Here is a 26019-nt window from a genome sequence, read left to right as displayed (position 1 = left end):
TACTATAACCGAGAAAGAACAGACACCATGATAGCCTGGTGAAATGTTGAGCGTTGGCTATAAAGGCGCGCATGGTAACCTAATAATAGAATCATTAAAACTGTTTTAGATCATCAATAGGACGATATTTCTCACTTGCCCCGTTGTCTATTAGGCAATATCCTGTCGCTATCTGCTGTGAAAGGTATAACTATGGAAACCGAGATAGAACTGAAGTTTTTTGTTTCTCCTGATTTTTCAGACGTTTTGCGTAATAAAATTTCCGAAACTAAAGTGCTTCAGCACCATTGTCGGCAACTGGGTAACACCTATTTTGATTCTGCTGACCATTGGTTACGTCAACACGATATTGGGCTACGTATTCGTCGTTTTGATGAGGTGTACGTGCAAACGGTTAAAACGGCAGGGCGAGTGGTGGCGGGCCTGCATCAAAGACCGGAATACAATGCAGAGCACACCTGCAATCAACCCGATTTAACGTTGCACCCTGACGATATTTGGCCTCAAGGACGCGATGCTGAAACGCTGCAATCTCAATTGATAGCTCTATTTTCGACCAATTTCACTCGTGAACAATGGCTAGTGGCCATGAGTGATGGTAGCCAAATTGAAGTTGCTTTTGATCAAGGTGTTGTTGAAGCTGGCGATAAACAAACGCCGATTTGTGAGGTTGAATTAGAGCTGAAATCGGGGCAGATAGATGCGCTATTTTTGCTTGCTCGTCAATTGTCTGAACAAGGTGGAATGCGACTAGGTAACCAGAGCAAAGCGGCAAAAGGTTATCGTTTAGCGATGGGCGACGAGGGAGACGACGTTCAAGGGATCACTCTCGTCAATACTCGCAGTGATGATAATGTAGAATCTTGTTTGATTCGCTCACTTGAGCACGCTCTTGCCCATTGGCATCGTCATGAACAAATCTATACGGAACGCGACTCGATTGCGGCTTTGCACGAGATTCGTCATGCAATAAGTTTTATTCGTCAACTGCTTACCGTATACGGTGGTATTGTGCCACGCCGAGCCAGTGCTATTTTACGCCAAGAGCTTAAGTGGTTAGATGGTGAATTGGCGTGGTTAAAACAGTACGACTACCTAGAAGACTTACTCAAAGATAAGGGCTATGCATTACGTAAGCTAGATGCACGCAAGTTTTTAGTTGCTGAGCTTAAGCTGCGTCAAGAAACTTTACCTCAACGTGATGCGTTATTAAAACTGTTGCACAGTGCTCGTTATACGGCATTACTGCTTGATTTGAGTCGTTGGATTTTAACTCGAGGATGGCAGCCATTTTTAGATGATAAAGCTCGTGAACGGATGGCTCGTCCAGTCGGACCTTTCTCGGTTAAACAGCTCGATCGAGTGTGGGCGGAGTTGGTCGAAGTGTTTCCATTAGAGCAACTTTTATCTGCCGACGATTATATTGAACAGCAATACCGTTTGATACGTGCACTCTATACTGGGGTCAGTTTTGCTCGTTTATATGATGTTGAGCAACGTTTAGCGTTTCGGATGCCATGGATTGATTTATTACATGGTATCGATGACTTATTAACCTTAAAAACGTTAGAGCAACTGCTTGATCTGTTACAAGATGAACAAGATCAAGAGCAGTTAACCCGTTGGCTTAATCGTCAAGAAAACTCGATTTTGCACGCCATGGAGCAAACGCGTCGTATTGGCATAGAAGCGACGCCTTACTGGCGTGAATAGTGTCTACACTCATCAAGCACATTCCTGAACTTTTGCTTCGGGAATGTGCCACTTTCATTCCATTTCTCCATTACTCCCTTCTTGGTTGAAAAACTAGAGTTAACTCACAAATAGCGCAACCGCTGATTTATTCCATTGTAGCCATTTGATGTGTCGCCGATAAAAACGGTGATGGTTGGATATATACTGCATTAGAGAGGGTGTAATGCATAATCCATCGGCTTAGACAAATCACACCATCAATCTGCAAATTCGCGAGGTAATACACATCGAGAGCCGCTGGTTTTTGATAGTATTAATTTCATACGAAGCTCGAAATAATTCATACGTGGTAGGTGGGCATCACAACCATGATGGGCGAGCGTTAAAAACGGAGTGGAGAATTAGTCATGGCGAGGATGGCATTTAAACCGTGGGAACGGGTGATCACAGACATACGTTTGATCCCTAAAATGGTCATGCTAATGTTTTTTAGTACGATTTTAGTGATCGGCAAGCAACTGTGGGATGCGAGCTTGTTCTATGACTCTTTACTTGCTGCGACTCAAAGCACGGAAATTGCCAAACTGCATTATGATACCTACATCGTCCAAGTCATTTGGCAAACTGGGTTTATGATTGTCACTTTTGTTTCATTACTGATGTTTGCCGCACGAGTGATGTTACGTCAAACCCAGTTCCTTAGTCAGTCAATCAAGCAGATGGCTGAACGCGATTTATCCGAACCTATTTTTATGGACTGTAAAGATGAGTATGGTGATGTTGCTCGTGAGTTAGAGAAAACTCGTCGCCAATTGCAAGATTTAATTAAAGTGCAGATCACTACATCACAAGAATTAACCACCTTGACGGAAGTCATGACGATCAGTATGTCAGAGACGAAAGACTCCGCGCAGGAAGAGTTCCATGAAATTGATCAAATAGCCACCGCAATGAATCAGATGTCATCAACGGTACAAACGGTCGCCGATCACGCGCAAAGTGCGTCTTCATTAACCGAGACCGCTTCTCATAGTGCAGCGACGGGGCAGCAGTTTGTCCAAAAAACTATTCGTAAAATTGATCAGTTATCAAAAGATATTGCCGCTTCAGCTTCAGCCGTAAACCAAGTTGAAGAGCGAGTGGTTGCGATTGGTAGTGTGGTTGGCACCATTCAAAGTATTTCTGAACAAACCAATTTATTGGCGTTAAATGCCGCGATTGAAGCCGCTCGTGCTGGCGAGGCGGGGCGTGGTTTTGCTGTGGTTGCTGATGAAGTTCGTAACTTGGCTCAGCGTACTCAGACGGCGACGGTTGAAATTCAAGATATGATTAGCTATCTACAAAGCAGCGCTAACTCGGCGGTGGATTTAATGGAAAAGAGTGTTGTTGAAGCCGCTGATGGCGTTGAATTAATCACCAATGCCGGCACAGAGTTGGACGGTATTGTCCAACAAGTCAAACTCATCAATGAGATGAACTTACAGATTGCGACAGCAGCGGGGCAACAAAGCAGTGTCGCGGTAGAGATCAATCAAAATATCACCAACGTAAGAGAATTGGTTGAAGCTTCGGTCACGGTAGTCAGTGAGTTACTGGAAACTTCTGAGTTGATGCAAAATAATGCTGAAGAGTTGGATCGAAAAATCACCGTCTTCAAGGTGTGATCAGCTTAGGTTCATTGATATTAACGACGCTCACCGTTTGGTGGGCGTTTTTATTTATCTCAGACTGCGATACAGTGAGGCGATGATAAGAAACAAGGATGATTTATGCACCTCCCCGAACGCTTAATGACTCATGCCGATAACGCCTATCAACAGTTGCTTGCTGAACAGCCGAAGCTGCATCAGTGGCCGTCTGAATTACAGCAATCACTTCGTTATGTGACTGCGTTGAGCCGTTTTGTCACTCAGACCTTCTCTCGTGATGAGTGGCTGGTTGATGAGTTTCCAAATTGGTTACAAAGTGAATCGCGAGCAGAGACTTATCGCGATCGATTACAAGCATTATTAAGTTCGTGCTCTGATGAGCAAACCGGACAGCGGATTTTACGTCAGTTTCGTTATCGAGAGATGGTCTATATTGCTTGGCGTGATTTTTTAGCCACTTGGCCTGTCGAGCAGAGCCTTGAGCATCTTTCTGAGCTGGCAGAAGCGCTGATTGTTGAGACGTATCAATGGCAATATTCACTGTGCTGCCAAGAGTGGGGAACGCCATGCAATGCGCAAGGTGAGGCTCAACCGATGCTGATTATCGGCATGGGTAAATTAGGTGGCGGGGAGCTCAATTTCTCTTCAGATATCGATCTGATTTTTACCTACCCTGAAAACGGTCAAACTCAAGGTGTCAGGCGCAGTATTGATAACGGACAGTTCTTTACCCGTTTAGGACAGAAGATCATAAAAATGCTTGATCAACCGACAATCGATGGTTTTTGTTATCGGGTTGATATGCGTTTGCGTCCGTTTGGCGAAAGCGGCCCTTTAGTAATGAGCTACGCTGCATTAGAAGATTACTATCAAGAACAAGGGCGTGATTGGGAACGCTATGCGATGGTTAAAGCTCGGGTAATGGGCCGTGAAATGCACCATCAGTATCAAGAACTACGGCAAATGCTGCGACCTTTTGTATTTCGTCGTTATATCGATTTTAGTGCTATTCAATCGCTGCGGCGAATGAAATCGATGATCCGTAGTGAGGTACGTCGTCGTGGATTGAGTAATAACATTAAACTGGGTGCTGGTGGTATTCGGGAGATTGAATTTATTGCCCAAGTTTTCCAGCTCATTCGTGGCGGACGAGAGCCCAGTTTGCGCCAGAGAGGATTATTAGAAACACTACAGGCGATTGCCGAACTTGAACTGTTAACCGCCGAACAAGTCGCGCAGTTAGTGGCCGCTTATCGTTTTTTGCGCCGATTAGAAAATCTATTACAGGCCATGGAAGACAAACAGACGCAAACGCTGCCAGAGAAAGAAGACGATCAACGGCGTCTCGCTATTGCGATGGGTTATGGATGTTGGGATGCCTTACTTAGCCAGTTACAACATCATATGACGCAAGTTCATCACGTGTTTATCACTTTGATCGGTGAAGATGACGATGAAGAAAGCACAACGGCTGAGCATTTTCATGAATTGTGGGATATGGCAGATAAGCTGGATGTGATTTTACCTATTTTAAGGCAGGAGTTGGCGATTGAAGAGCCATCGAATTTGGCGCATTGCTGCTTAACGTTTAAGCAGGATTTAGCTAAAAAAACCATTGGTCCACGTGGCCGAGAGGTATTAAATCGCTTAATGCCTAAGGTTTACCAAGCCATATTCTCTCATCCCGATGCGCAATTTGGTTTAGCGCGAGTGCTGCATTTACTCAATAGTATTGCCACGCGCACCACCTATTTAGAGTTGTTGGATGAATATCCAGCAGCACTGCATCAACTGGTTCGTTTGTGCACAGCCAGCCCGATGATTTCTGAGCAACTGGCTCGTTACCCAATTTTATTGGATGAGTTGATTGATCCGCAGCATCTTTATCATCCGATTGATCTTGGTAGCTATAAAACCGAGCTGCGTGATTTTCTTGCTCGTATTCCAGAAGAGGACATGGAGCAGCAAATGGAAGCGCTGCGTCAATTTAAGCAGATCGGGATATTAAAAATCGCGGCTGCCGATATCGCGGGTGTATTACCAGTGATGAAAGTCAGTGATCATTTAACGTATTTGGCTGAAGCCATCGTCGATGCTGTGGTCAATCAAGCTTGGTTACAAGTCAGTGCTAAACATGGCGTTCCCGATCATTTAACTCAACAAGCTGGTAAAGGCTTTGCTGTGGTGGGATATGGTAAAGTGGGAGGCTGGGAACTGGGTTATAACTCCGATTTAGATATTGTATTTATTCATGATTGTCCACCCTCAGCTATGACTCAAGGGATGAAACCGATTGATGGTCGACAATTTTATTTGCGTCTTGCTCAACGGATCATTCACCTTTTTTCAACTCGGACTGCTTCCGGTATTTTGTATGAAGTGGATACCCGTCTACGTCCTTCTGGCGCTTCGGGGTTGTTGGTCAGTTCGATAGAGGCCTTTGCCGATTATCAGCATCAAGAGGCTTGGACATGGGAGCATCAAGCCTTGGTTCGAGCAAGAATGATTTACGGAGAAGCGGATTTACAAGCCAAATTTAATCATGTTAGACATTCTGTACTCTGTTTGCCGCGAGATGCAAAAACTTTGCAACAACAAGTGGTCGAGATGCGTGACAAAATGCGTCAACACTTGGCTAGTAAAAAAGCCGGACGTTTCATGTTAAAGCACGATCAAGGTGGGATCACTGATATTGAGTTTCTCGCGCAATATTTTGTCTTACGTTATAGTCATCAGCATCCAAAGTTGACGCGTTGGTCGGATAATGTGCGTATTTTTGAATCATTGATGAACGAAGCGGTACTGGATCGCGCATCGGCTGAGGCATTAACCCGCGCGTATACCGAGATGCGAGATCAAATCCATCATCGTAACTTATTGAATCTTGATGCAGATGTGGATGAAGAACAATGGATTGCCCAGCGAGAATGGGTGATTGAAACTTGGCATCAGTGGTTAGGTTGAACGCTATCTACTGAACCCGATAAAGATTGGTCGAACTGACACCGTTTAGCGGTAACTCAAAGTAGTTTGGCTGTAAAAGGCTATGTTACACTGCGCCATAGATTAATAGTGGAGAAGATCGATAATGAAACCAATTCTACCTGACTACAGTAAAGCGGGTGTGCTTATTATTGGTGATGTGATGCTTGATCGTTATTGGTATGGTCCTACAGGGCGTATTTCCCCTGAAGCGCCAGTGCCAGTCGTTAAAGTTGAGCATAACGAAGAGCGTCCTGGTGGCGCTGCTAACGTAGCGATGAACATCGCTTCTTTAGGTGGATTGGCGCATATCATTGGCTTAACTGGTACTGACGAGCCAGCACAAGTGTTGCAAGAAAAATTAACCTCGCTGAACGTGCAGTGTGATTTCGTTGGTTTAGCCGATTACCCCACCATTACCAAATTACGGGTATTAAGTCGTGGGCAGCAATTGATCCGTCTCGATTTTGAAGACAAATTTGAGAACATTGATGCTCAGCTGATCCTGTCACGCATGGAGCGCTCTCTGGCGAGTGTAAACGCGGTGATTTTATCTGACTATGCGAAAGGCGCTTTGGAGCACGTTCAGCAGTTGATTCAAAAAGCTCGCATGGCCAATATCCCAGTGTTTATTGATCCTAAAGGCGCTGATTTTGAACGCTATCGTGGTGCAACCTTATTGACGCCGAATATGGGCGAGTTTGAGCAGGTAGTAGGAAAAGTTAAGTCGGATCAAGAGTTGGTTGATAAAGGACTTCAACTGATTGAGCAATTTGATCTACAAGCTTTGTTAGTGACTCGTAGTGAGCATGGTATGACGTTGTTGCGTCGTGGTATGGAGCCTTTCCATTTGCCAACGCAAGCCAAAGAAGTTTTTGATGTGACAGGGGCTGGTGACACGGTGATTTCGGTACTTGCAGCCTCGGTGGCAGCGGGTAAATCCTTAGATGAAGCGTGTGTCTTAGCCAATGCTGCCGCTGGCGTTGTGGTTGGAAAGCTAGGGACATCGACGGTATCGACCATTGAGCTCGCTGAAGCCATTCACGGCAGCAAAGAGGCGGATTTTGGCATTATTGGTGAAAGTGCACTGATTGAAGCGGTTAAAAAAGCCAAAGCTCGCGGTGAAAAAGTTGTCATGACTAACGGCTGTTTTGATATTTTGCATGCTGGGCATGTGTCTTATTTGAATCATGCAGCAGAGCTTGGCGATCGCTTGATTGTAGCGGTGAATACCGATGAGTCGGTGAAACGTTTGAAAGGGCCTGGGCGTCCGGTTAATCCAACTGATCGTCGTATGGCGGTACTGGCTGGGCTAGGTGCCGTGGATTGGGTGGTTCCATTTAGCGAAGATACACCACAGCGCTTAATTTCAGAAGTGTTACCAAGCATTTTAGTTAAGGGGGGGGATTACCAACCAGAACAAATTGCTGGCGGTGCAGAAGTGATTGCCGCGGGTGGTGAAGTGAAAGTACTGAATTTCGAAGAAGGCTGTTCGACCACAGACATTATCAAGGCGATCAAAGGCGGTAAAGGTTAACGACTATTATCTCGATAGAGATAACCAATCACTGCGTTTTCAGTGCGTAAGAGTATAAAAAATAAGGGGCTTCAATTGAAGCCCCTTATTTCATTTAGGGATCGCTTTATCGACTCACGCGTTGTAGTCCGGCGTTGATATCGAGAATATCTTGTTCGCTGAGTGAGCCAATCGCTTGACTAAGTTGTAGGCGATTCAAAATATAATCGTAGCGCGCTGAAGAGAGATTACGGTTCGCATCATACAGACGTCGAGTGGCATCTAATACATCGACAATCGTCCGAGTACCGACCTCAAAACCAGCTTCGGTTGCTTCTAAGGCTGAACGAGCGGAAATTACCGATTGTTCATAAGCACGTAATGCGCCAATTGAAGCGTTAATATTGTTGTTATAGGCGCGAACATCTTTAACCACGCTGCGGAAGGTCGCTTCTAACTCTTGGCTTGCGGCAACAAACGCATGTTCGGCTTGTTTGGTTAAGGAGGTGACATTACCGCCAGTATACAGCGGAACATTGAGATTTAGCCCAATAGTAAAATCGTTAAAATCGGTATTATTCGCGGAATTATTGCTATTCGATTCACGCGCATAATTATAACCACCGTTTAATTTTAATGACGGTAAATGGCCTGAGTTAGCAAGCGCAATATTATCTTTTGCAACATCCTGAGCAATACGTGAAGACAGTAAAGCTAAGTTTTGTTGCTGAGCTCGTTCGATCAACGCCTGCATTGATTCAGTATTACGGCTCGCTGAGAAACGTTGAGTGTCAAGAATGCTTAATTGCGAATAGCCTTGCCCAGTAATTTCTCTCAAAGATTCATAGCTATTGATTAAGGTGTTGTCAGCCAAAACTTCTTGCGCTAAAACGCTGTCATATTGCGCTTGTGCATCATGGACATCAGTAATCGCGGAGAGCCCAACATCAAAGCGCTGCTTGGTCTGTTCTAGTTGACGCGCAACGGCGGCCTTTTCTGCACGAACAAACTCTAAGTTATCTTGTGCACTTAATACTTCAAAGTAGGCTTGAGCGACGCGCAACATCAAACCTTGTTGCACGGCGGCATATTGGGCATCGGCTTGGCGAGCTTGCTTCTCAGCGGTATCTAATGATACCCAACTTGAGCGGTTATACAGTTCTTGAGCAAAACTGATGCCTGCAGATAGACGATCGCTATCACGTGCATCCACATCGCTGCGAGTAAGATTATATCCCGCTGTTAAATTAATTTGTGGTAACAACGAACTGCGGCTCGAGTTAATGGCTTCAAAAGCGGCTTCACGACGAGCAGCAGCACTGAGCAATTGCGGATCATTTTGTTTTGCTTGATCATAAATTTGTGCAAGATCATCGGCCCATGCGTTAATACTAAAGCTACCAAGGGTTGCACTCACTAAAAAAGGAAGCAGTTTTTTCATCGGTCCTATTCCTGCCTAAATATGAAAGGAGTTACGTTGACAGAGTGTAACTCAAATTGTTGGTATTTCATGCGAAAGTTTGCACTTTTTTACACTTAATTATCCACTTGTGCAATATAAATCGATATGTTTGCGGATAAGTAACCTGGCTTACGAATGGTTCATTACACAAAAATGTTTATTTAATCAGCTATCTATCATCATAAAAGAGCAATTACTTAAATAAAAACATAACTTTTATACAAAAAGTTGAGCAATGTCGTTGGCAGTCGTAAACCTAGATGAGTAAACTAGAAGATTCACCGATAAGGAATAACCATGCAACCGATAGACAAAGAAAAAGACCAGTTTAGCCTTGATGATCTACAAATTGTCTCAAAACAGACACTATTCCAAGGTTTTTTTCGTATGGTTAAATACCAATTTAAGCATCGATTATTCCAAGGTGGCTGGAGTGGGATTATTGAACGAGAAATGTTCGAGCGTGGCCATGCCGCTGCCTTATTAGCTTATGATCCTCAACGTGATGAAGTGGTGATCATTGAGCAGATCCGGGTAGGAGCATTAGAGCATCAGCAGCCATGGCAAAAGGAAATTATCGCGGGCATGATTGAGGCTGGTGAAGAGGCACAAGAGGTTGTACGTCGTGAAGCCTTGGAAGAGGCAGGTATATCAGTAGGCCGGCTAGAAAAAATTACCAGTTATTATCCTTCTTCAGGTGGATGTTCTGAGAAACTCGATGTCTATATTGGTGAAGTGGATACGACTCAGGCAGGCGGCGTGCATGGTTTAGACTCAGAAGGGGAAGACATTAAAGTGCACGTACTTAGTCGTCAGCAGGCCTATCAATGGATTAAAGATGGCCAAATTGAGAATGGTGCCTCAATAATCGCACTACAATGGTTAGAGTTGCATCATCAACAATTACAATCTCAATGGCGGAGTTGATAACCTCATGCGCAGATCGATTGCCACTAAACCGTATCATGTGGATCTTGCGGATCTGATGCGAACTTACGAAACCAATTACGCAAAACTCAATGCTCTGTTGCCAAAACCATCGAGTGTGGGGCAAGTACGTTGCTATCAAGCGGCGGAGCTGATTTATCAGTTACAAGTGCTCGAGGTCACAAAGTACACAACTTTGGTGGAAATTTGTCAAAGTGATGATATTTCAACATTTTCATTGCCCGTGATGTCTGTCAGGCTGTATCACGATGCACGGGTTGCGGAAGTTTGTGCTAGCGATCAATTAACACGTGTTGCGGCTCGTTATGAATATCCTAATCATAAAATGATGCAAAAAGACGAGAAAGCACAAATCAACCGCTTTTTAGGCGATTGGCTAACCTTCTGTTTGAAGCAAGGCATTAGCCGAACACCGATTAATATTAACTATTCATAGCATTAGGTTTATCAATTTGAACGTATCGCCCAGTTTAGACCCATCAGATAATATTAAGCTTGTTCAGATAACGGACACGCACCTGTTTGCGGCTGATGACGGTTGTTTACTTAGTGTGAATACAGCAGACAGTTTTCATGCCATTGTCCAAGCGATTATTGAGCAAAAGGTCGCCTTTGATGCTCTGCTTGCTACTGGCGATATCTCACAAGATCATAGTGCCGAGTCTTATCAGCGTTTTGCCTCTGAAATTAGCGCATTAGAGAAAATGTGTTTTTGGTTGCCGGGCAATCATGATTATAAACCCAACATGGGGAGTGTTATGCCTTCCTCACAACTGCATGCGCCAGAGCATGTCTTGCTTGGGAAGCACTGGCAAATGATTTTACTCGACTCTCAAGTAGTGGGTGTACCGCATGGCCGTCTTAGTGATTATCAGCTCAATCTATTAGATGAAAAACTGACTCAGCACCCAGAGCGCTATGCGTTGATTTTATTGCATCATCACCCTCTATTAGTCGGTAGTGCTTGGCTTGATCAGCATACGTTAAAAGACAGTGATGTATTTTGGCGCGTCATTCAGCAATACAAAAACGCACGGGCTGTTTTATGTGGTCATGTTCATCAAGATATGGATCGCACTTACGCTGGAGTAAAAGTAATGGCAAGTCCGTCAACGTGTGTACAGTTTAAACCGAATTCTGATGATTTCGCGTTAGATCAATGCTCTCCTGGTTGGCGTGAGCTTGAATTGCATGCCGATGGTCAAGTGACGACGCAGGTCAAGCGATTAACGCGCGGAGCTTTTGTGCCGGACTTTACTTCAAATGGGTACTAACTCGATGACTGCGCGTCCTTCATTGCTATTGTATATTCATGGTTTTAATAGCTCACCGCTCTCACATAAGGCACAGGTGATGCGGCAGTATTGTGCTGAGCATCGTTCGGATATTAAAGTGGTTATCCCTAAATTAGCACCATTTCCACAGCAAGCCGCTGAGCAGTTACGCTGTTTGATTGAGTCTTATCAAGCTGATTACCAGATTGGGTTGGTGGGCAGTTCATTAGGTGGCTATTTAGCAACTTGGCTGAATGCGCATTATGCGGTTCCTGCGGTGTTGGTGAATCCAGCGGTGAAACCGTATGAGTTATTGCGTAATTTTCTTGGCGAACAGCAAAACCCGTATACTCAACAACGTTATCTATTGACGGTTGAGCATATTGATGAATTAAAAGCCTTGGAAGTAGAATCAATTGCTCAACCTGATGATTTTTGGTTGTTGCAACAAACGGGTGATGAAGTACTCGATTATCAACAAGCGGTGGATAAGTATCGTCATGCCCGCCAGACGGTTGAAGAGGGGGGAGATCATAGTTTTGTCGGGTTTGAGCGCTATCCTGCGGCAATTATCGAATTTCTCAACTTATAAACTCACGGCTGCCATGCGGGAAAAGTCATAATTTTACCTTAGGCTTACGGATGTCACTTGACATCCAAGAGGCTCTTCCAGACTATGTCTGTCTTGTTCTTACTCCATTAAGTTGCTCAGTTTTACCTTCAAATCTACTTTTTGATGGATAATTCAAGCGTAAATCTTTAATGGGTAGTAAAGTTACCAATCATTTATCGATAAAAGCATTCCGTATTATGACTGAACAATATAATGCTGGAGCCATCGAAGTTCTCAATGGCTTAGAACCAGTACGTCGCCGTCCCGGGATGTATACGGATACCACGCGCCCCAATCATCTTGGGCAAGAAGTCATCGACAACAGTGTTGATGAAGCGTTGGCCGGATACGCCACCAAGGTTCAGGTGATACTTCACGCTGATCAATCACTGGAAGTGATTGATGATGGGCGTGGTATGCCCGTAGACATCCACCCTGAAGAGAACGTTTCTGGGGTTGAACTTATTTTATGTAAGCTTCACGCTGGCGGTAAATTCTCTAATAAAAGCTACCAATTTTCTGGTGGTTTACACGGAGTGGGCATTTCGGTGGTTAACGCCCTGTCTAAACGGGTTGAAGTGACGGTTCGTCGAGAAGGTCAGGTGTATGACATTGCTTTTGAGCATGGTGAAAAAGTCTCTGATTTAACGGTCACTGGGACTTGTGGACGCCGTAATCGTGGTACTTCGGTACATTTTTGGCCTGAAGCGCGTTATTTTGATTCTGCTAATTTTTCCGTCTCGCGTTTAGTAAATAACTTGCGCGCCAAAGCCGTACTTTGTCCCGGTCTAGAAATTACTTTCACCGATAAAGTGAACAATAAAGAGTATCGCTGGCTGTATGAAGATGGTTTGAAAGACTATCTTGCCGAAGGAGTAAAAGGTTATACCTTACTGCCTGAAGAGCCATTTACGGGCGAGTTGAAAACCGAGACAGAAGCCGCCAATTGGGCTGTGATTTGGTTACCAGAAGGCGGAGATTTAATTACCGAAAGCTACGTTAACTTAATTCCTACTCCGCAAGGTGGCACACACGTTAATGGTTTACGTCAAGGCTTACTTGACGCGATGCGTGAGTTTTGTGAGTTTCGTAATTTGTTGCCGCGTGGTGTTAAGCTCACCGGTGAAGATGTGTTCGATCGCTGCGCCTATGTTTTGTCAGTAAAAATGCAAGATCCACAATTTGCAGGGCAGACCAAAGAGCGCCTCTCTTCTCGTCAAACCGCTTCATTTGTTGCCAGCGTTGTCAAAGATGCTTTTAGCTTATGGTTGAATGAAAAACCACAGTTGGCCGAGTTATTGGCCGAAGTGTGTATCAGCAATGCGCATCGTCGAATGCGGGCAAGCAAAAAAGTGGTACGTAAGAAAATCGCTTCTGGTCCCGCGCTGCCAGGTAAGTTAACCGATTGTTCGCAGCAAGATTTGAGTCGTACTGAACTGTTCCTTGTTGAAGGAGACTCGGCGGGGGGCAGTGCTAAACAAGCGCGAAACCGTGAGTTTCAAGCCATTATGCCGCTGCGCGGGAAAATCCTTAACACTTGGGAAGTCTCGGCCGATCAAGTGCTGGCTTCACAAGAGGTACATGATATTTCTGTCGCCTTGGGGATTGATCCTGATAATGATGATTTAGAGGCGCTGCGCTACGGTAAAGTTTGTATTTTAGCCGATGCGGACTCTGATGGTTTACACATTGCGACGTTACTATGTGCGTTATTTACTCGTCATTTCCGCGCCTTGGTTCGTGCTGGTCACGTCTACGTGGCGATGCCACCGCTGTATCGGATTGATTGCGGTAAAGAAGTGCATTATGCACTTGATGACAATGAAAAACAGGCGATCATCGAACGCCTCAGTAGTAAGAAAGCCAAAATTAACGTCCAACGTTTTAAAGGCTTGGGGGAGATGAATCCTCTGCAATTGCGTGAGACCACCATGGATCCGAATACTCGTCGCTTGGTACAGTTAACCATTGATGACGATAAAGAGACTGATGAAATGATGGATATGTTGCTGGGTAAAAAACGCGCGGACGATAGACGCAGTTGGTTACAACGCAATGGTGATATGGCCGAGGTACAATAGAATGTCGACTGAAATCAGTTTTGAGGGCGTAGAGCAGCTACCCCTGCGTCAGTTTACCGAGGACGCTTATCTCAATTATTCCATGTATGTCATTATGGATCGTGCGCTGCCTTATATCGGTGATGGTTTAAAGCCGGTTCAGCGGCGGATCATTTATGCCATGTCTGAGCTCGGTTTATCGGCATCGGCCAAATACAAAAAATCGGCACGAACTGTCGGTGATGTGTTGGGTAAATATCATCCTCATGGTGATTCTGCTTGTTATGAAGCGATGGTATTGATGGCGCAGCCGTTCTCTTATCGTTACCCTCTGGTTGATGGTCAAGGTAACTGGGGAGCTCCGGATGATCCTAAATCGTTTGCTGCGATGCGTTATACCGAAGCTAAATTGTCTAAATTTGCTGAAGTACTATTGGGTGAGCTAGGCCAAGGCACTGTCGAATGGCAGCCTAACTTTGATGGCACTATGCAAGAGCCGAAAATGTTACCGGCTCGCTTACCGCATATTTTACTCAATGGGGTTACTGGTATTGCTGTTGGTATGGCAACCGATATTCCGCCCCATAATGTCCGTGAGGTTGTTGAAGCGACAATTCATCTTATCGAGCATCCGTCCGCTAGTCTTATCGACTTAATGCAGTACGTGAAAGGCCCTGATTTTCCCACCGAAGCGGAAATTATTTCTCCACCGTCTGATTTAGAAAAAATCTATCAAACTGGCCGTGGTAGTATCAAAATGCGTGCGGTATGGCACAAAGAAGGCTCGGATATCGTTATTTCAGCGCTGCCACACCAAGTCTCTGGTGCGAAACTGTTGGAGCAGATCGCGGGACAAATGCGCGCTAAAAAGTTGCCGATGGTGGAAGATTTACGCGATGAGTCGGATCATGAAAATCCGACACGAATCGTGATCGTGCCGCGCTCAAGCCGAGTTGATTGCGATACCTTGATGAATCATTTGTTCGCTTCAACCGATTTAGAAAAGAGTTTTCGGGTTAACCTCAATATGATTGGCCTGAATAATCGCCCTGAAGTCAAAGGCTTAACGCAGATTCTGAGTGAGTGGATTGAATTTCGCCGTGAAACCGTACGTGCTCGTTTGCAATATCGCCTTGATAAGGTCTTGGCTCGTTTGCATATCTTGCAAGGTTTGTTGATTGCTTATCTCAATATTGATGAAGTGATAGAGATTATTCGTCAAGAAGATGAGCCAAAAACCATTTTAATGCAACGCTTTGGGATTAGTGATATTCAAGCCGACGCGATTTTAGACACCAAACTGCGCCATTTAGCGAAACTCGAAGAAGTGAAAATTCGTGGTGAACAAGATGAATTAGATAAAGAGCGCGCTAAGTTAGAAGAGTTACTCGGTTCTGAGCGACGCTTGAACACGCTACTCAAGAAAGAATTAAAAGCGGATGCGGAAAAATACGGTGATGATCGCCGCTCACCGATTGTTGAGCGGTCGGAGGCCAAAGCCTTAACCGAACGCGATTTGATGCCCAATGAAATGATTACCGTGGTGATCTCAGAGAAAGGCTGGGTACGTCATGCTAAGGGGCATGACGTTGATTGCCATAGTCTGAGCTATAAAGCTGGTGATAACTATCTCGCGCACGCTTGTGGAAAGAGCAATCAACAGGTGGCTTTTTTAGGCAGTGATGGACGTAGTTATTCATTAGAAGCACATACTCTGCCTTCTGCTCGTGGTCAGGGAGAGCCGATAACGGGTCGTTTGAACATTACTGAAGGCAGCTCAATTCGCCAAGTGATTATGGGGGAAGATGAGCAGCTATGGTTGGTCGGTTCTGATGCGGGTTATGGCTTTGTGTGTAAAGGTTCGGATCTGTTATCGAAAAACCGCAGTGGTAAAGCTTTGGTGAATTTACCGAATAATTCGGAGTTGCTTGCACCACAGGCCGTGAATGATCTGCAGCATGATGAGATTTTAGCGGTCACCAATCAGGGGCGGATGCTACTATTCCCGATCAAAGATTTGCCGCAATTGAGCAAAGGAAAGGGTAATAAGATCATTAATATTCCTAGTGCGAAGGCCAAATCACGAGAAGAAGTCGTGTCTCATTTGCTGGCTATTCCATCTGGTTCGTCGATTACGCTTTACGCCGGAAAGAGAAAGTTAGGTTTAAAACCGACTGACTTAGATAATTTCCGAGGTGAGCGAGGTCGTCGAGGAGGGTTGCTACCAAGAGGATTACAGCGGGTGACGCAAATCGATATTGATGCAGAACCAGCGGATCCGTTGACCGTCGAATCAGAGTAGAAAAAATCCCCAGCTAATCTGCTGGGGATTTTTTTATGTTCAGATTGAGGTTGAGGATGATGTTCGTTTTAAACATCGAGCCCTCAGAAAATCATAATGGATCTTCAGACCAACCGTCACTGTCGGACATATCGGGCGCACCAGGAATGGCATTTTCTTCATCAGCCCAAGTGCCAAAATCAATCATTTGACATTGTTTGCTACAAAAGGGCCGGAAAGGACTTTGTGCACTCCATGGCACATCGTCGCCACATTGAGGACACTTTACAACGGTGATTTTTTTTGACATGACACTATCCTGCGGGGAGACCAAATCAGAAGGATACGGATTTAGCAGCACACCGCAAGATCAAAAGGAATATTTTGGTTGCTGGCTTTACCGGAAGCAAAATCGATAAACTTGATGGCAAAACGATTTTTATGACCAGAAATCATCGGGTAGACGCCATATTCTAAAGGGATCGACAAACGAAGAATATTTGCGTCTTCTGCATCGCTTTGATAGAAACCTTCTTGCGCCATTCGTGCACGAAAATGTCCGGTCTCACGGGTAAGCTTTAACCATAATGCCAGTGCATCGGAGAGTGGTTGTAAGGTGGTAACCCATTGCTTTATATCCTGCTGCTTTTGTTCTGCAGATAAATGCAACCAGTAATGCAGAGCAGGAAGATCAAAGCAACAAGAGCCACCTGGTAGGTTAAATCTTTGACGAATAGCGCTTAAGAATCGATCATCTTTTAGTGATTGACCGAAGCGTTCGCCAGCGAGTAAGCAGCGATGAACACTGTCAATCTCTTGTAATAGACTAGTCAGCATCTGTTGATCGACACCGTCAATATCAATCCATTGGCGGTAGGTTTGACGCTGTTTTTCAATATCTTTGGCTAATTCGCTTTTCAGTTGCATCTGATCAAAAATATCTAATAGGTCAAAGAGAGAGCGAAACAGCAACTGATGCTGAATGCCGTCAGCAGTTTGATAGGCTCGATCCATTTGATTGATCAGCGCTTCGACACGTAAATAAATGCGCGTTTTTTCATTTAGCGGATGTTCAAACTGATGTGTGCTCATGAAACTGGCCTTGATTGATTTATCTGTATTCTCACCGATTTGTGCCGCTCATTGCTAGATACTTTTGATGTAATTCTGTGATTTGCGGCAAAAGTTGTTGGTTTTTTGCTTCATTTTTAATCACGTCATCGGCTATCGCTAAACGTTCAGATCGGGTAGCTTGAGCCGCTAAGATTGCTCGGGCTTGCTGCTCATTCACTTTGTCTCGTGCCATCGTCCGTGAAATTTGTGTTTGCTCATCGACATCGACCACTAACACGCGATCCACCATCGATTGTAATTGATTTTCAATTAATAATGGCACAACGAGTAAACCGTAGGGCGATTTGACTTGCTTTAATTGTTCCGTCATTTTTTGGTTGATCAGCGGATGCAAGGTTGCGTTGAGCCACTGTTTTTCTATCGGATCGGCAAAAATTCGCTCACGCAAAGCCCCACGGTTTAAGTGACCATCGTCTTGTAAAATATTCTCACCAAAGTGCTCGATGACAGCGCTAAGGCCCGGAGTACCAATATCAACGACTTGCCGAGCAATGATATCGGCATCAACGATGTCAATTGAGAAATGTTCTTGAAACAGATTAGCGATGGTAGTTTTGCCACTTGCAATGCCCCCAGTTAAGCCAATAATCAGTGCCATGAGCGTTATCCTACTAATGAATGTAGATACCAAGCGATCAGTTTATCGCCCCATAACATCGCTAGCCAACCTGCAATCGCAAGGTAGGGGCCAAACGGGAAAGCTTTATTAATGCCTTGTTTTTGTAAACGCAATTGAATCAATCCAAACACCAAACCGACCAGTGAAGAGAGCAATACGATTAAAGGTAATAATTGCCAACCTAACCAAGCACCGAGCGCGGCAAGCAGTTTAAAGTCGCCATAGCCCATGCCTTCTTTACCAGTCAGTAGCTTAAATAGCCAATAAATAGACCATAAGCAAAGATACCCGGCTATCGCTCCAATCACAGCATCATTGAGTGATAGTGGGCTAATATTCAAAAGCGCTAGACTGATCCCTGACCACATTAAAGGTAGAGTCAATTGATCTGGCAGTAACATGCTATCGAAATCAATGAAGGTGGCGGCAATTAACACATAAGTAAATAGCAGTAGTGCCACACTATAAGGGCTAAAGCCAAAGTGTAGGGCAATAATTAAGCTACTCACTGCGCTTAATAATTCAATGGCTGGATAGCGGGCGCTGATCGGCGCTGAACAGTGTGCACATTTGCCTTTTAAACAGAGCCAACTGATAAGCGGAATATTGTCTCTTATGCGCAAAGGCGTATGGCATTTGGGGCAGGTTGAGCTAGGCGTACTTAGGGTAAGTTTGCCATCAGGGGGGGAGATGCCGTAGTCAGGAAAAGCATCGGCACATTCTTGACGCCATTCGCGCTGCATTATGACTGGTAAGCGGTAAATCACTACATTGAGAAAACTACCAATGATTAAACCAAATAGTGTGGCTAAGGCAGGAAACAGCCAAGGTATATAGTAAAAAATGTCCATTCAGGGTGCTCTTATCCGCAGGAGTGCCATTCCCTTTTAACTTAGAGTGAGTATGGTATCAGCTAAGTATATTGATATTCAGCGTTCGCTTAGCGAGAAAATGAGCTTATCACTTATCATTGACCCATCTGTTTCTTCGTGATTTTAGGAATAAAACATCGAAAGTGAGTATACTACCCTAATACACTAATTAAGTTAAAGATAGGTAAATACATTGCCACAACCAGCCCACCAACCACGGTGCCAAGAAAGACAATAATTAATGGTTCAAGGATTTTACCTAAATTATCAACCGTGTTATCAACGTCGAATTCATAAATCGTTGCTACTTTATTCAGCATGTCATCGAGCTTACCAGACTCCTCACCAATCATAACCATTTGTAGAACTAATTCTGGGAAAGCGCCAGTATTACGCATCGCGATATACATTGGCATGCCTGCCGCAGTATCTCGATAGACTTGTTGAATAGCCGTTTCAAAATGAAGATTACCTGCGGTTTTCGCGGTCGTTTTTAGGCTATCAAGAATCGGGATCCCAGCTGCAAAGCTGGTGGCGAGGGTTCGGCTAAATTTGGCGATCGACGCTTTACAGAGTATGCCACCAATAACGGGTATGGTGAGGACTAAGCGGCTGGTTTTTAAACGGAATTTGAATGACTTTTTACGGATTAGTTTAAAACCAAATACAATGGCAATGCTGAGTAGCACAAAGACTAAGCTGTAGGCTTGAACAAGGTGTGACAGTTTAAGTACTTGTTGAGTAAACCAAGGTAACTCGGCGCCAAAACCTTGAAACATAAGCTCAAATTCAGGAATAATCATGGTGAGCATTAAGTAAGAGACCCCAAGCGCAACCAGCATCACCATCGCTGGATAGATTAACGCTTTGATCACTTTGGCGCGCAGTTGTTCGGTTTTCTCTCGATAGGTGGCAAGGCGCTCAAAAACTTCCGCTAAGTTACCCGATTGTTCACCCGTTTGTACCAAATCAACGTAAAGAGGGTCAAACAGGCTACTGGCAGTACGCATTGCTTTTGAGATAGGCGTCCCTGCTGCTACGCCTTTACTTATTTGAGTGATGATCGATTTCATTTCTGCTTTTTGATGGCTATCAGCGACTAACTTTAAGGCTTGAACAATCGGTACCCCTGTTGCGAGCATGGTCGCGAGTTGGCGAGTCAGCAGAGTAATCTCTTTGTTTGTGGCGCGATGAGTAAGACGAGTGATCAAAGAGAGGCTACTTTTTTTGATCCTTTGAATCTGCACATGTTGATCTTTGAGTTTATCGCGCACTTCCAATTCGCTGATCGCTAAAAATTGTCCTGACACTTTTTTGCCAGAGCTATTGATGCCTTTCCAGCGATAATTTTTCAGTTCTTGTGCTTTAGATAGCGTCATAGTGATAAATCCAATCGATTAGAAGTAAAGAACACGCTGCAGCTCTTCAATGCTGGTGATCCCTTGTTGGAGTTTTTCTATTCCAGATTCTTGTAAAGTTTGCATGCCGTTAGCTTTAGCAATGGCTTCGATATGAGTAATCGAAGCGCGCTGCATGATCGCTTCAGCTAACTGGCTATTAAATGCCATCACTTCATAAATGCCGATTCGACCGCTGTAACCTTTGGTGCATTCACTGCAACCGTTCGGATCCGCAGAGTAGAGAATCTGATCGGCCGATAAGCCAAACTGCTGTTGTTCCGTTACGTTTGGTTGTTTGGCGTTGGCGACTTTACAGTTCGGACATAAACGGCGTGCTAAGCGCTGAGCGATGATTAAGCTTAATGAAGAAGCGAGATTAAAAGGTTCAATGCCCATATTAGCTAAGCGAATGACCGTCTCTGCTGCCGAATTAGTGTGTAATGTGGAGAGCACTAAATGCCCGGTTTGAGCAGCTTTAACGGCAATTTCAGCCGTCTCTACATCGCGGATTTCACCGACCATAACAATGTCCGGATCTTGGCGTAAAAAAGAACGTAGTGCCTCAGCAAAGCCAAAACCGATTTTAGGTTGTACTTGTATCTGATTGATTCCAGAGAGGTTGATCTCGACGGGATCTTCGGCGGTAGAAATATTCACCTGCTCACGATTTAATAAACTCAGCCCAGTATAAAGGGAAACGGTTTTGCCACTGCCTGTTGGGCCGGTCATCAAAATCATCCCTTGTGGTTGCTGAAGTGCTTTGAGATAGAGCTGCTTTTGCACCTCGTTATAACCTAATTTATCGATATCTAAACTGGCGGCGCTGCTATTGAGTAAGCGTAGGACAATTTTTTCTCCCCATAAGGTGGGTAAGGTGGAAACGCGCATATCAATCGCGGTGCTGGTATTTAAACGTAATTTCATCCGCCCATCTTGTGGTAAGCGTCGTTCGGCGATATCCAGTTTCGCTAAAATTTTAATCCGCGCTGCCAGCCGGCGACCTAAATGACTGGCGGGTTGTTGGGTTTGCACCAAAATACCATCGCAGCGTAAGCGAACTCGATAAAGGGACTCGTAAGGTTCAAAGTGAATATCGGACGCGCCTTTGCGCACCGCATCCAGTAAAATTTGGTTGATGAATCGGCTAACTGGAGAGTCATCTTGACTAAGGTCCTCGACTTGTTGCTGCTCATCATCAGAAATATCGACTAAGCTGGCTAGCTCGTCTTGGCTGATCTCTTTGCCTTGCGCAGAATGCCCAGCTAATGAGCGTCCGTATAAGCGGCGAATCGCCCCTTGTAGTGATTTATAATCGACCAGCACCACTTCAATCGCGAGTCCGGTGGCAAAGCGAAATTCTTCTTCTGCTTGTAGATGAGTAGGATCAGCCATGGCTAAGGTGAGCACCAAGCCATTATTCTCAATCGGTAGCGCTTGGTAGCGCATGATTAACTCACGCAATCCGAGCTGTTGGCACAGCTCTGGGTAGGCATAATCGTTAAGATTTTGGAGCGGTAACGCGAAAATCTGACTGATGTGCTCACTCAGCTCTTGGCTATCGAAGATCGCTAAATCCAGCAAAGCTTCCGGCGCACTGGCGCCAGAAGCTTGGATATGTTCGACCAGCGCTTTTTCTTGGGTCAGGCTAAGTAATTGCGCCTGACGCAAAATCGCGATGAGATTGGTGAGCATAAATTATTGATAAATTATGATTTTGTTGTGTTACAAGATTTTATGCCTAGTTCTGCTATTTTTTCCGATGGCTCGCATGTCCAACCGGTTTTTTCCGTTCTTTTTAAAGTGATGCTTTCGTTTTTCAATGCACCTGTATCGGGAAATGTAAATACGATACTTTCTTTATCCTCCCCAATTGATAATTTGCCTAATCCATTTGCTTCGCCGGATGTTCCTAATTCTTCAAGCTCTTTTAATTTACCATGCTCCTGAATATACAGCTCTGCAGGGGTTTGTAGCGCTTTCAATGTAGCAATGGCAGAGGATGCTTCAGACTTAGTGACATAATCTTTATAAGCAGGTACAGCGACTGCCGCTAGCACGCCAATAATCGCCACGACGATCATCAGTTCAATCAGGGTAAAGCCTTGTTGTTTAGTATAGTGAGTTTTCATGACTGAATTATCCTTGGGTATGGTCAGTTGTTGAGACTGAATTAGGATAAGTGTCTGGTTGCATTAATAAAACCGTCACACAAGTGTGCTTCGAGTCAGGCAACAGTTTTTACATCCGCGTTGAAATGTCGTTGCTGAAATTTTGCGAGTCAGCTAAAGGTATCCCGATAAACAGTGTGGCAATTGGTGTTTATCGGGATTAATAAAGAGGCAATAGTGGTTTGATATCAATTCGATGTAGGCTGAGGCGATGCTTCAGGGGGGATAAAACCCGCTTAACCTTTAGTCTTTTAGGCGCATTGAGAGATCCAACGCTTGAATATGTTTGGTTAATGCACCAACGGAAATATAATCTACCCCCGTTTGCGCGTACTCGCGAATGGTCGCTAAGGTAACATTACCTGAGTTTTCCAGTGCAGCCCGACCCGCGTTGATATGCACGGCTTCACGCATCATCTCTAAGCTAAAATTATCGAGCATAATAATATCTGCCCCAGCGTGAATCGCTTCTTCGAGCTCGGCTAAGTTTTCGGTTTCCACTTCAACCGGCTTGCCCGGATTAAGCGCTTTTGCAGTCATGATCGCGGGTGTGATCCCGCCGCAAGCAATAATATGATTCTCTTTGATCAGGTAAGCATCAAATACACCGATACGATGGTTAAAGCCCCCGCCACAAGTGACGGCGTATTTTAACGCATTACGTAGTCCTGGCAGTGTTTTGCGGGTATCTAACAAGCGGCATGAGGTGCCTTCCAGCTGCTTAACATATTGCGCGGTAACGGTAGCGCAGCCAGATAAGGTTTGGATAAAATTCATCGCGTTACGTTCACCGGTCAAGAGTGCGCGCGCAGGGCCGCTTAGCGTGCACAATACTTGATTGGGTTCGAGCGAGTCACCATCTTGCACATGCCAATCTATCGCTACTTCACCACCAAGTTGTCGAAAAACTTCATCAGCCCAAGCTTGGCCACAAAATACACCCGATTCGCGAGTAATAATGGTTGCCACATTATGGGCATCGGCAGGGATCAGGCTGGCGGTAATGTCTGCTGTTGGATCGACACTACCACCAAGATCTTCTTCTAGTGCGTCACGTACCGCACGGGTAATATCTAAGGGAAGCTGTTGTTTAAGGTACTCAAGGCGTTGTTGGCTATTATGGGTGTTTTTCATCGCGAATCTAATCTAATATGCTATCGAACGGAGTCGGAATGATACGCTGACTAGGCGTGAAATTCAGCCACTAATTACGGATTTTGTGTAATCGATAAGGTGAAATTGATGATTGACCCAGCAGGCTGGTATCAAGTCGCTCGACATGTTCCGTCGCCTTTTTTTGATCAGCGCACTCAGCAACAACCCATTTCTCTATTGGTCGTGCATAACATTAGTTTACCGCCGGGGCAGTTCGGAGGGCCTTATATTGAACAGTTTTTTACCGGTCAATTGGATCCGAGCGCACACCCATTTTTTGCCACCATTGCGACGATGCAAGTCTCAGCGCACTGTTTGATTCGCCGTGATGGCGAGGTAGTGCAGTTTGTGCCTTTTTCTGGGCGAGCCTGGCACGCTGGACAATCATCCTTTGCGGGTCAAGCGCGGTGTAATGATTATTCAGTCGGCATAGAGTTAGAGGGTAGTGATTATGTCTCGTATACTTCAGCGCAATATCAATCATTGGTACGCTTAACAAAGGCTTTGCAACAGCGTTATCCGGCAATCACTCAGCAGCGGATCACCGGTCATCAATATATCGCTCCGCAACGCAAAACCGATCCAGGATTGGTATTTGATTGGCGCTATTTTTTTCAGCAGTTATCGCTTTAATTGAGCTGTTGATATTCAGTAAGGATTTGTTCTACCCAGTTGGCAATACGCTCATCACTGAGTTCATATTGTGAATCTTCATCGAGTGCTAAACCGACAAAATATTCACCATCGGCAGTCAGTGCTTTCGAGGCATCAAAATGGTAACCATGATTGGGCCAGTAGCCAATAAGCTTAGCGCCGGTCTTCTGGATCTCGTCGTGTAGCATCCCCATCGCATCCAGATACCACTCGCCATAGCCTTCTTGATCGCCTAAGCCGAACAATGCGACGCACTTGTCGTTTAGCGGTACGCCATCGATGTGATCCCATATTGCACTCCAATCTTCTTGGATTTCACCAAAATCCCAAGTTGAGATGCCTAAAATCAGCAGGTCGTAATCACGCATTTTGCTTAGTGGCGTCTCCTTGACATTATGGAGGGTCAATAATTCTTCGCCAATAAGGGCACGCATTTTTTCCGCTGCCATTTCGGTATAACAGGTGGTAGAACCGTAAAATAGGCCAATTTTCATAGAATCTTATTCATGGTTTAGAACGATGGACGAATTCTATACCCAATCCGACCTGAGATACCACCTAGGAGTAGTGACTATTTTGTGGTATTAAGTTGGGGTTTAAATCTAATAAATAATGAGAAGAAGCGGTGTCAAAACAATTGTCGACAGACCATGGACTGGTTGAGCAGTTTTTAGATGCAATGTGGATGGAGCGAGGGTTAGCAGAAAATACCCTGATGTCCTATCGTAATGACCTCACAAAATTATTGCTTTGGATGGAGCAACACAATTACCGATTAGATTTTATCAGCTTGGCTGGGTTGTTGGAGTATCAGAGCTGGCTGACCGATCAAGATTATAAACAAACCTCACGGGCGAGAATGTTATCGGCGTTACGTCGTTTATTTCAGTATTTACACCGTGAAAAGGTGCGTAATGATGATCCGAGCGCCTTATTGGTGAGCCCTAAATTACCCCAACGCTTACCGAAAGATCTCAGTGAAGAACAAGTTGAAGCACTGTTGAATGCACCGGATCCTAATGATCCATTGGAGTTGCGTGATAAAGCCATGTTAGAGTTGTTATATGCAACGGGGCTGCGCGTGACGGAGCTGGTCTCATTAACTATGGAAAATATTAGTTTGCGTCAAGGCGTAGTGCGGGTGATTGGCAAAGGCGGTAAAGAGCGTTTGGTACCGATGGGCGAAAATGCTATTGAATGGATTGAAACGTTTATCACTCAAGGGCGCTTGCATTTATTGGGCAACAATACGTCTGATGTTGTCTTCCCGAGTAAACGTGCCCAGCAAATGACTCGACAAACCTTTTGGCACAGGATTAAATACTATGCCGTGATTGCTGGGATTGATGTCGAAAAGCTGTCTCCCCATGTCTTACGTCACGCCTTTGCGACCCATTTATTGAACTATGGCGCCGATTTACGCGTGGTACAGATGTTGCTCGGTCATAGTGATTTATCGACTACGCAAATTTATACTCATGTTGCGACTGAGCGACTCAAGCAAATACACAGCGAGCACCATCCAAGGGCTTAAAAG

The 26019-nt window shown here is 44.8% G+C and carries 22 protein-coding genes; 12 read left to right on the top strand and 10 right to left on the bottom strand.

Annotated elements, in window-relative coordinates; all coding sequences use genetic code 11:
* Positions 1–192: 192 nt before the first annotated feature.
* The 4 genes from BSR11_RS16640 (at position 193) to hldE (ending at position 7863) form a co-directional block, all read left to right on the top strand.
* A complete protein-coding gene (locus BSR11_RS16640) occupies positions 193–1713 on the top strand; it encodes a CYTH and CHAD domain-containing protein (RefSeq protein ID WP_072671446.1) in 1521 nt (506 codons plus the stop codon).
* Between the two features lie 389 nt (positions 1714–2102).
* The gene (locus tag BSR11_RS16635; RefSeq protein WP_072671445.1) at positions 2103–3359 is read left to right on the top strand and encodes a methyl-accepting chemotaxis protein; all 1257 of its coding nucleotides are present in this window, start codon (positions 2103–2105) and stop codon (positions 3357–3359) included.
* Positions 3360–3464: 105 nt separating this feature from the next.
* Complete coding sequence (glnE, locus tag BSR11_RS16630; RefSeq protein ID WP_072671444.1) at positions 3465–6308, top strand: bifunctional [glutamate--ammonia ligase]-adenylyl-L-tyrosine phosphorylase/[glutamate--ammonia-ligase] adenylyltransferase; 2844 nt, start codon at positions 3465–3467, stop codon at positions 6306–6308.
* Positions 6309–6432: 124 nt separating this feature from the next.
* Entirely contained in the window at positions 6433–7863 is a 1431-nt protein-coding gene (gene hldE / locus BSR11_RS16625; RefSeq protein WP_072671443.1) for a bifunctional D-glycero-beta-D-manno-heptose-7-phosphate kinase/D-glycero-beta-D-manno-heptose 1-phosphate adenylyltransferase HldE, read from the top strand.
* Between the two features lie 106 nt (positions 7864–7969).
* On the opposite strand, the gene tolC is transcribed toward hldE, so the two are convergent.
* Positions 7970–9283, bottom strand: a complete 1314-nt coding sequence (gene tolC / locus BSR11_RS16620) for an outer membrane channel protein TolC (RefSeq protein WP_072671442.1) — start codon at positions 9281–9283, stop codon at positions 7970–7972.
* A 318-nt stretch (positions 9284–9601) separates the two neighbouring features.
* On the opposite strand from tolC, the gene nudF reads away from it, so the two are divergent.
* The 6 genes from nudF to parC all read left to right on the top strand — a co-directional run bounded on the left by nudF (position 9602) and on the right by parC (position 16501).
* The gene (gene nudF, locus BSR11_RS16615) at positions 9602–10231 is read left to right on the top strand and encodes an ADP-ribose diphosphatase (protein ID WP_072671441.1); all 630 of its coding nucleotides are present in this window, start codon (positions 9602–9604) and stop codon (positions 10229–10231) included.
* 7 nt (positions 10232–10238) lie between these two features.
* Positions 10239–10688 carry a DUF1249 family protein gene (locus BSR11_RS16610; protein ID WP_072671440.1) on the top strand — a complete coding sequence of 150 codons (450 nt, stop codon included), beginning with the start codon at positions 10239–10241 and terminating at the stop codon, positions 10686–10688.
* 16 nt (positions 10689–10704) lie between these two features.
* Positions 10705–11526 (top strand): 3',5'-cyclic-AMP phosphodiesterase, encoded by an 822-nt coding sequence (gene cpdA, locus BSR11_RS16605; protein WP_072671439.1) that lies wholly within the window; start codon positions 10705–10707, stop codon positions 11524–11526.
* Between the two features lie 4 nt (positions 11527–11530).
* Positions 11531–12118 carry an esterase YqiA gene (yqiA, locus tag BSR11_RS16600; protein WP_072671503.1) on the top strand — a complete coding sequence of 196 codons (588 nt, stop codon included), beginning with the start codon at positions 11531–11533 and terminating at the stop codon, positions 12116–12118.
* Positions 12119–12336: 218 nt separating this feature from the next.
* Complete coding sequence (parE, locus tag BSR11_RS16595) at positions 12337–14220, top strand: DNA topoisomerase IV subunit B (protein ID WP_072671501.1); 1884 nt, start codon at positions 12337–12339, stop codon at positions 14218–14220.
* Position 14221: 1 nt separating this feature from the next.
* Positions 14222–16501, top strand: coding sequence for a DNA topoisomerase IV subunit A (gene parC, locus BSR11_RS16590; RefSeq protein WP_072671438.1), 2280 nt, complete (start codon positions 14222–14224; stop codon positions 16499–16501).
* A 91-nt stretch (positions 16502–16592) separates the two neighbouring features.
* On the opposite strand, the gene yacG is transcribed toward parC, so the two are convergent.
* From yacG to nadC, 8 genes are all read right to left on the bottom strand, one after another.
* On the bottom strand, positions 16593–16790 hold the full coding sequence (gene yacG, locus BSR11_RS16585) for a DNA gyrase inhibitor YacG (protein WP_072671437.1): 198 nt from the start codon (positions 16788–16790) through the stop codon (positions 16593–16595).
* Between the two features lie 41 nt (positions 16791–16831).
* The gene (gene zapD, locus BSR11_RS16580; protein WP_072671436.1) at positions 16832–17572 is read right to left on the bottom strand and encodes a cell division protein ZapD; all 741 of its coding nucleotides are present in this window, start codon (positions 17570–17572) and stop codon (positions 16832–16834) included.
* Positions 17573–17603: 31 nt separating this feature from the next.
* Positions 17604–18212 carry a dephospho-CoA kinase gene (coaE, locus tag BSR11_RS16575; RefSeq protein WP_072671435.1) on the bottom strand — a complete coding sequence of 203 codons (609 nt, stop codon included), beginning with the start codon at positions 18210–18212 and terminating at the stop codon, positions 17604–17606.
* A 5-nt stretch (positions 18213–18217) separates the two neighbouring features.
* Positions 18218–19084, bottom strand: coding sequence for a prepilin peptidase (locus tag BSR11_RS16570; protein WP_072671434.1), 867 nt, complete (start codon positions 19082–19084; stop codon positions 18218–18220).
* A 173-nt stretch (positions 19085–19257) separates the two neighbouring features.
* Complete coding sequence (locus tag BSR11_RS16565; protein WP_072671433.1) at positions 19258–20484, bottom strand: type II secretion system F family protein; 1227 nt, start codon at positions 20482–20484, stop codon at positions 19258–19260.
* Between the two features lie 18 nt (positions 20485–20502).
* Positions 20503–22197: a type IV-A pilus assembly ATPase PilB gene (gene pilB / locus BSR11_RS16560; protein ID WP_072671432.1), complete on the bottom strand. Its 1695-nt coding sequence runs from the start codon at positions 22195–22197 to the stop codon at positions 20503–20505.
* A 14-nt stretch (positions 22198–22211) separates the two neighbouring features.
* Positions 22212–22634: a pilin gene (locus BSR11_RS16555; protein ID WP_072671431.1), complete on the bottom strand. Its 423-nt coding sequence runs from the start codon at positions 22632–22634 to the stop codon at positions 22212–22214.
* Between the two features lie 282 nt (positions 22635–22916).
* The gene (gene nadC / locus BSR11_RS16550) at positions 22917–23807 is read right to left on the bottom strand and encodes a carboxylating nicotinate-nucleotide diphosphorylase (RefSeq protein WP_072671430.1); all 891 of its coding nucleotides are present in this window, start codon (positions 23805–23807) and stop codon (positions 22917–22919) included.
* A gap of 108 nt (positions 23808–23915) precedes the next feature.
* On the opposite strand from nadC, the gene ampD reads away from it, so the two are divergent.
* The gene (ampD, locus tag BSR11_RS16545; RefSeq protein ID WP_072671429.1) at positions 23916–24461 is read left to right on the top strand and encodes a 1,6-anhydro-N-acetylmuramyl-L-alanine amidase AmpD; all 546 of its coding nucleotides are present in this window, start codon (positions 23916–23918) and stop codon (positions 24459–24461) included.
* On the opposite strand, the gene fldB is transcribed toward ampD, so the two are convergent.
* Positions 24458–24976 carry a flavodoxin FldB gene (gene fldB, locus BSR11_RS16540; protein WP_072671428.1) on the bottom strand — a complete coding sequence of 173 codons (519 nt, stop codon included), beginning with the start codon at positions 24974–24976 and terminating at the stop codon, positions 24458–24460. The genes ampD and fldB overlap by 4 nt on opposite strands.
* Before the next feature lie 131 nt (positions 24977–25107).
* Here fldB and xerD point away from each other — a divergent pair, with 131 nt between their 5' ends.
* Positions 25108–26016: a site-specific tyrosine recombinase XerD gene (gene xerD / locus BSR11_RS16535; protein ID WP_072671427.1), complete on the top strand. Its 909-nt coding sequence runs from the start codon at positions 25108–25110 to the stop codon at positions 26014–26016.
* Positions 26017–26019: the final 3 nt, after the last annotated feature.

It is taken from the genome of Vibrio injensis (genome assembly GCF_001895205.1).
Lineage (GTDB): Bacteria > Pseudomonadota > Gammaproteobacteria > Enterobacterales > Vibrionaceae > Vibrio > Vibrio injensis.
This window is presented reverse-complemented; position numbering and strand designations above follow the sequence as displayed.

What these genes read in the sequence shown, in the direction of transcription:
- BSR11_RS16640 (WP_072671446.1), top strand. Translation starts at nt 193, where the DNA reads ATGGAAACCGAGATAGAACTGAAGTTTTTTGTTTCTCCTGATTTTTCA.
- BSR11_RS16635 (WP_072671445.1), top strand. Translation starts at nt 2,103, where the DNA reads ATGGCGAGGATGGCATTTAAACCGTGGGAACGGGTGATCACAGACATA.
- glnE (WP_072671444.1), top strand. Translation starts at nt 3,465, where the DNA reads ATGCACCTCCCCGAACGCTTAATGACTCATGCCGATAACGCCTATCAA.
- hldE (WP_072671443.1), top strand. Translation starts at nt 6,433, where the DNA reads ATGAAACCAATTCTACCTGACTACAGTAAAGCGGGTGTGCTTATTATT.
- tolC (WP_072671442.1), bottom strand. Translation starts at nt 9,283, where the DNA reads ATGAAAAAACTGCTTCCTTTTTTAGTGAGTGCAACCCTTGGTAGCTTT.
- nudF (WP_072671441.1), top strand. Translation starts at nt 9,602, where the DNA reads ATGCAACCGATAGACAAAGAAAAAGACCAGTTTAGCCTTGATGATCTA.
- BSR11_RS16610 (WP_072671440.1), top strand. Translation starts at nt 10,239, where the DNA reads ATGCGCAGATCGATTGCCACTAAACCGTATCATGTGGATCTTGCGGAT.
- yqiA (WP_072671503.1), top strand. Translation starts at nt 11,531, where the DNA reads ATGACTGCGCGTCCTTCATTGCTATTGTATATTCATGGTTTTAATAGC.
- parE (WP_072671501.1), top strand. Translation starts at nt 12,337, where the DNA reads ATGACTGAACAATATAATGCTGGAGCCATCGAAGTTCTCAATGGCTTA.
- parC (WP_072671438.1), top strand. Translation starts at nt 14,222, where the DNA reads ATGTCGACTGAAATCAGTTTTGAGGGCGTAGAGCAGCTACCCCTGCGT.
- yacG (WP_072671437.1), bottom strand. Translation starts at nt 16,790, where the DNA reads ATGTCAAAAAAAATCACCGTTGTAAAGTGTCCTCAATGTGGCGACGAT.
- zapD (WP_072671436.1), bottom strand. Translation starts at nt 17,572, where the DNA reads ATGAGCACACATCAGTTTGAACATCCGCTAAATGAAAAAACGCGCATT.
- coaE (WP_072671435.1), bottom strand. Translation starts at nt 18,212, where the DNA reads ATGGCACTGATTATTGGCTTAACTGGGGGCATTGCAAGTGGCAAAACT.
- BSR11_RS16570 (WP_072671434.1), bottom strand. Translation starts at nt 19,084, where the DNA reads ATGGACATTTTTTACTATATACCTTGGCTGTTTCCTGCCTTAGCCACA.
- BSR11_RS16565 (WP_072671433.1), bottom strand. Translation starts at nt 20,484, where the DNA reads ATGACGCTATCTAAAGCACAAGAACTGAAAAATTATCGCTGGAAAGGC.
- pilB (WP_072671432.1), bottom strand. Translation starts at nt 22,197, where the DNA reads ATGCTCACCAATCTCATCGCGATTTTGCGTCAGGCGCAATTACTTAGC.
- BSR11_RS16555 (WP_072671431.1), bottom strand. Translation starts at nt 22,634, where the DNA reads ATGAAAACTCACTATACTAAACAACAAGGCTTTACCCTGATTGAACTG.
- nadC (WP_072671430.1), bottom strand. Translation starts at nt 23,807, where the DNA reads ATGAAAAACACCCATAATAGCCAACAACGCCTTGAGTACCTTAAACAA.
- ampD (WP_072671429.1), top strand. Translation starts at nt 23,916, where the DNA reads ATGATTGACCCAGCAGGCTGGTATCAAGTCGCTCGACATGTTCCGTCG.
- fldB (WP_072671428.1), bottom strand. Translation starts at nt 24,976, where the DNA reads ATGAAAATTGGCCTATTTTACGGTTCTACCACCTGTTATACCGAAATG.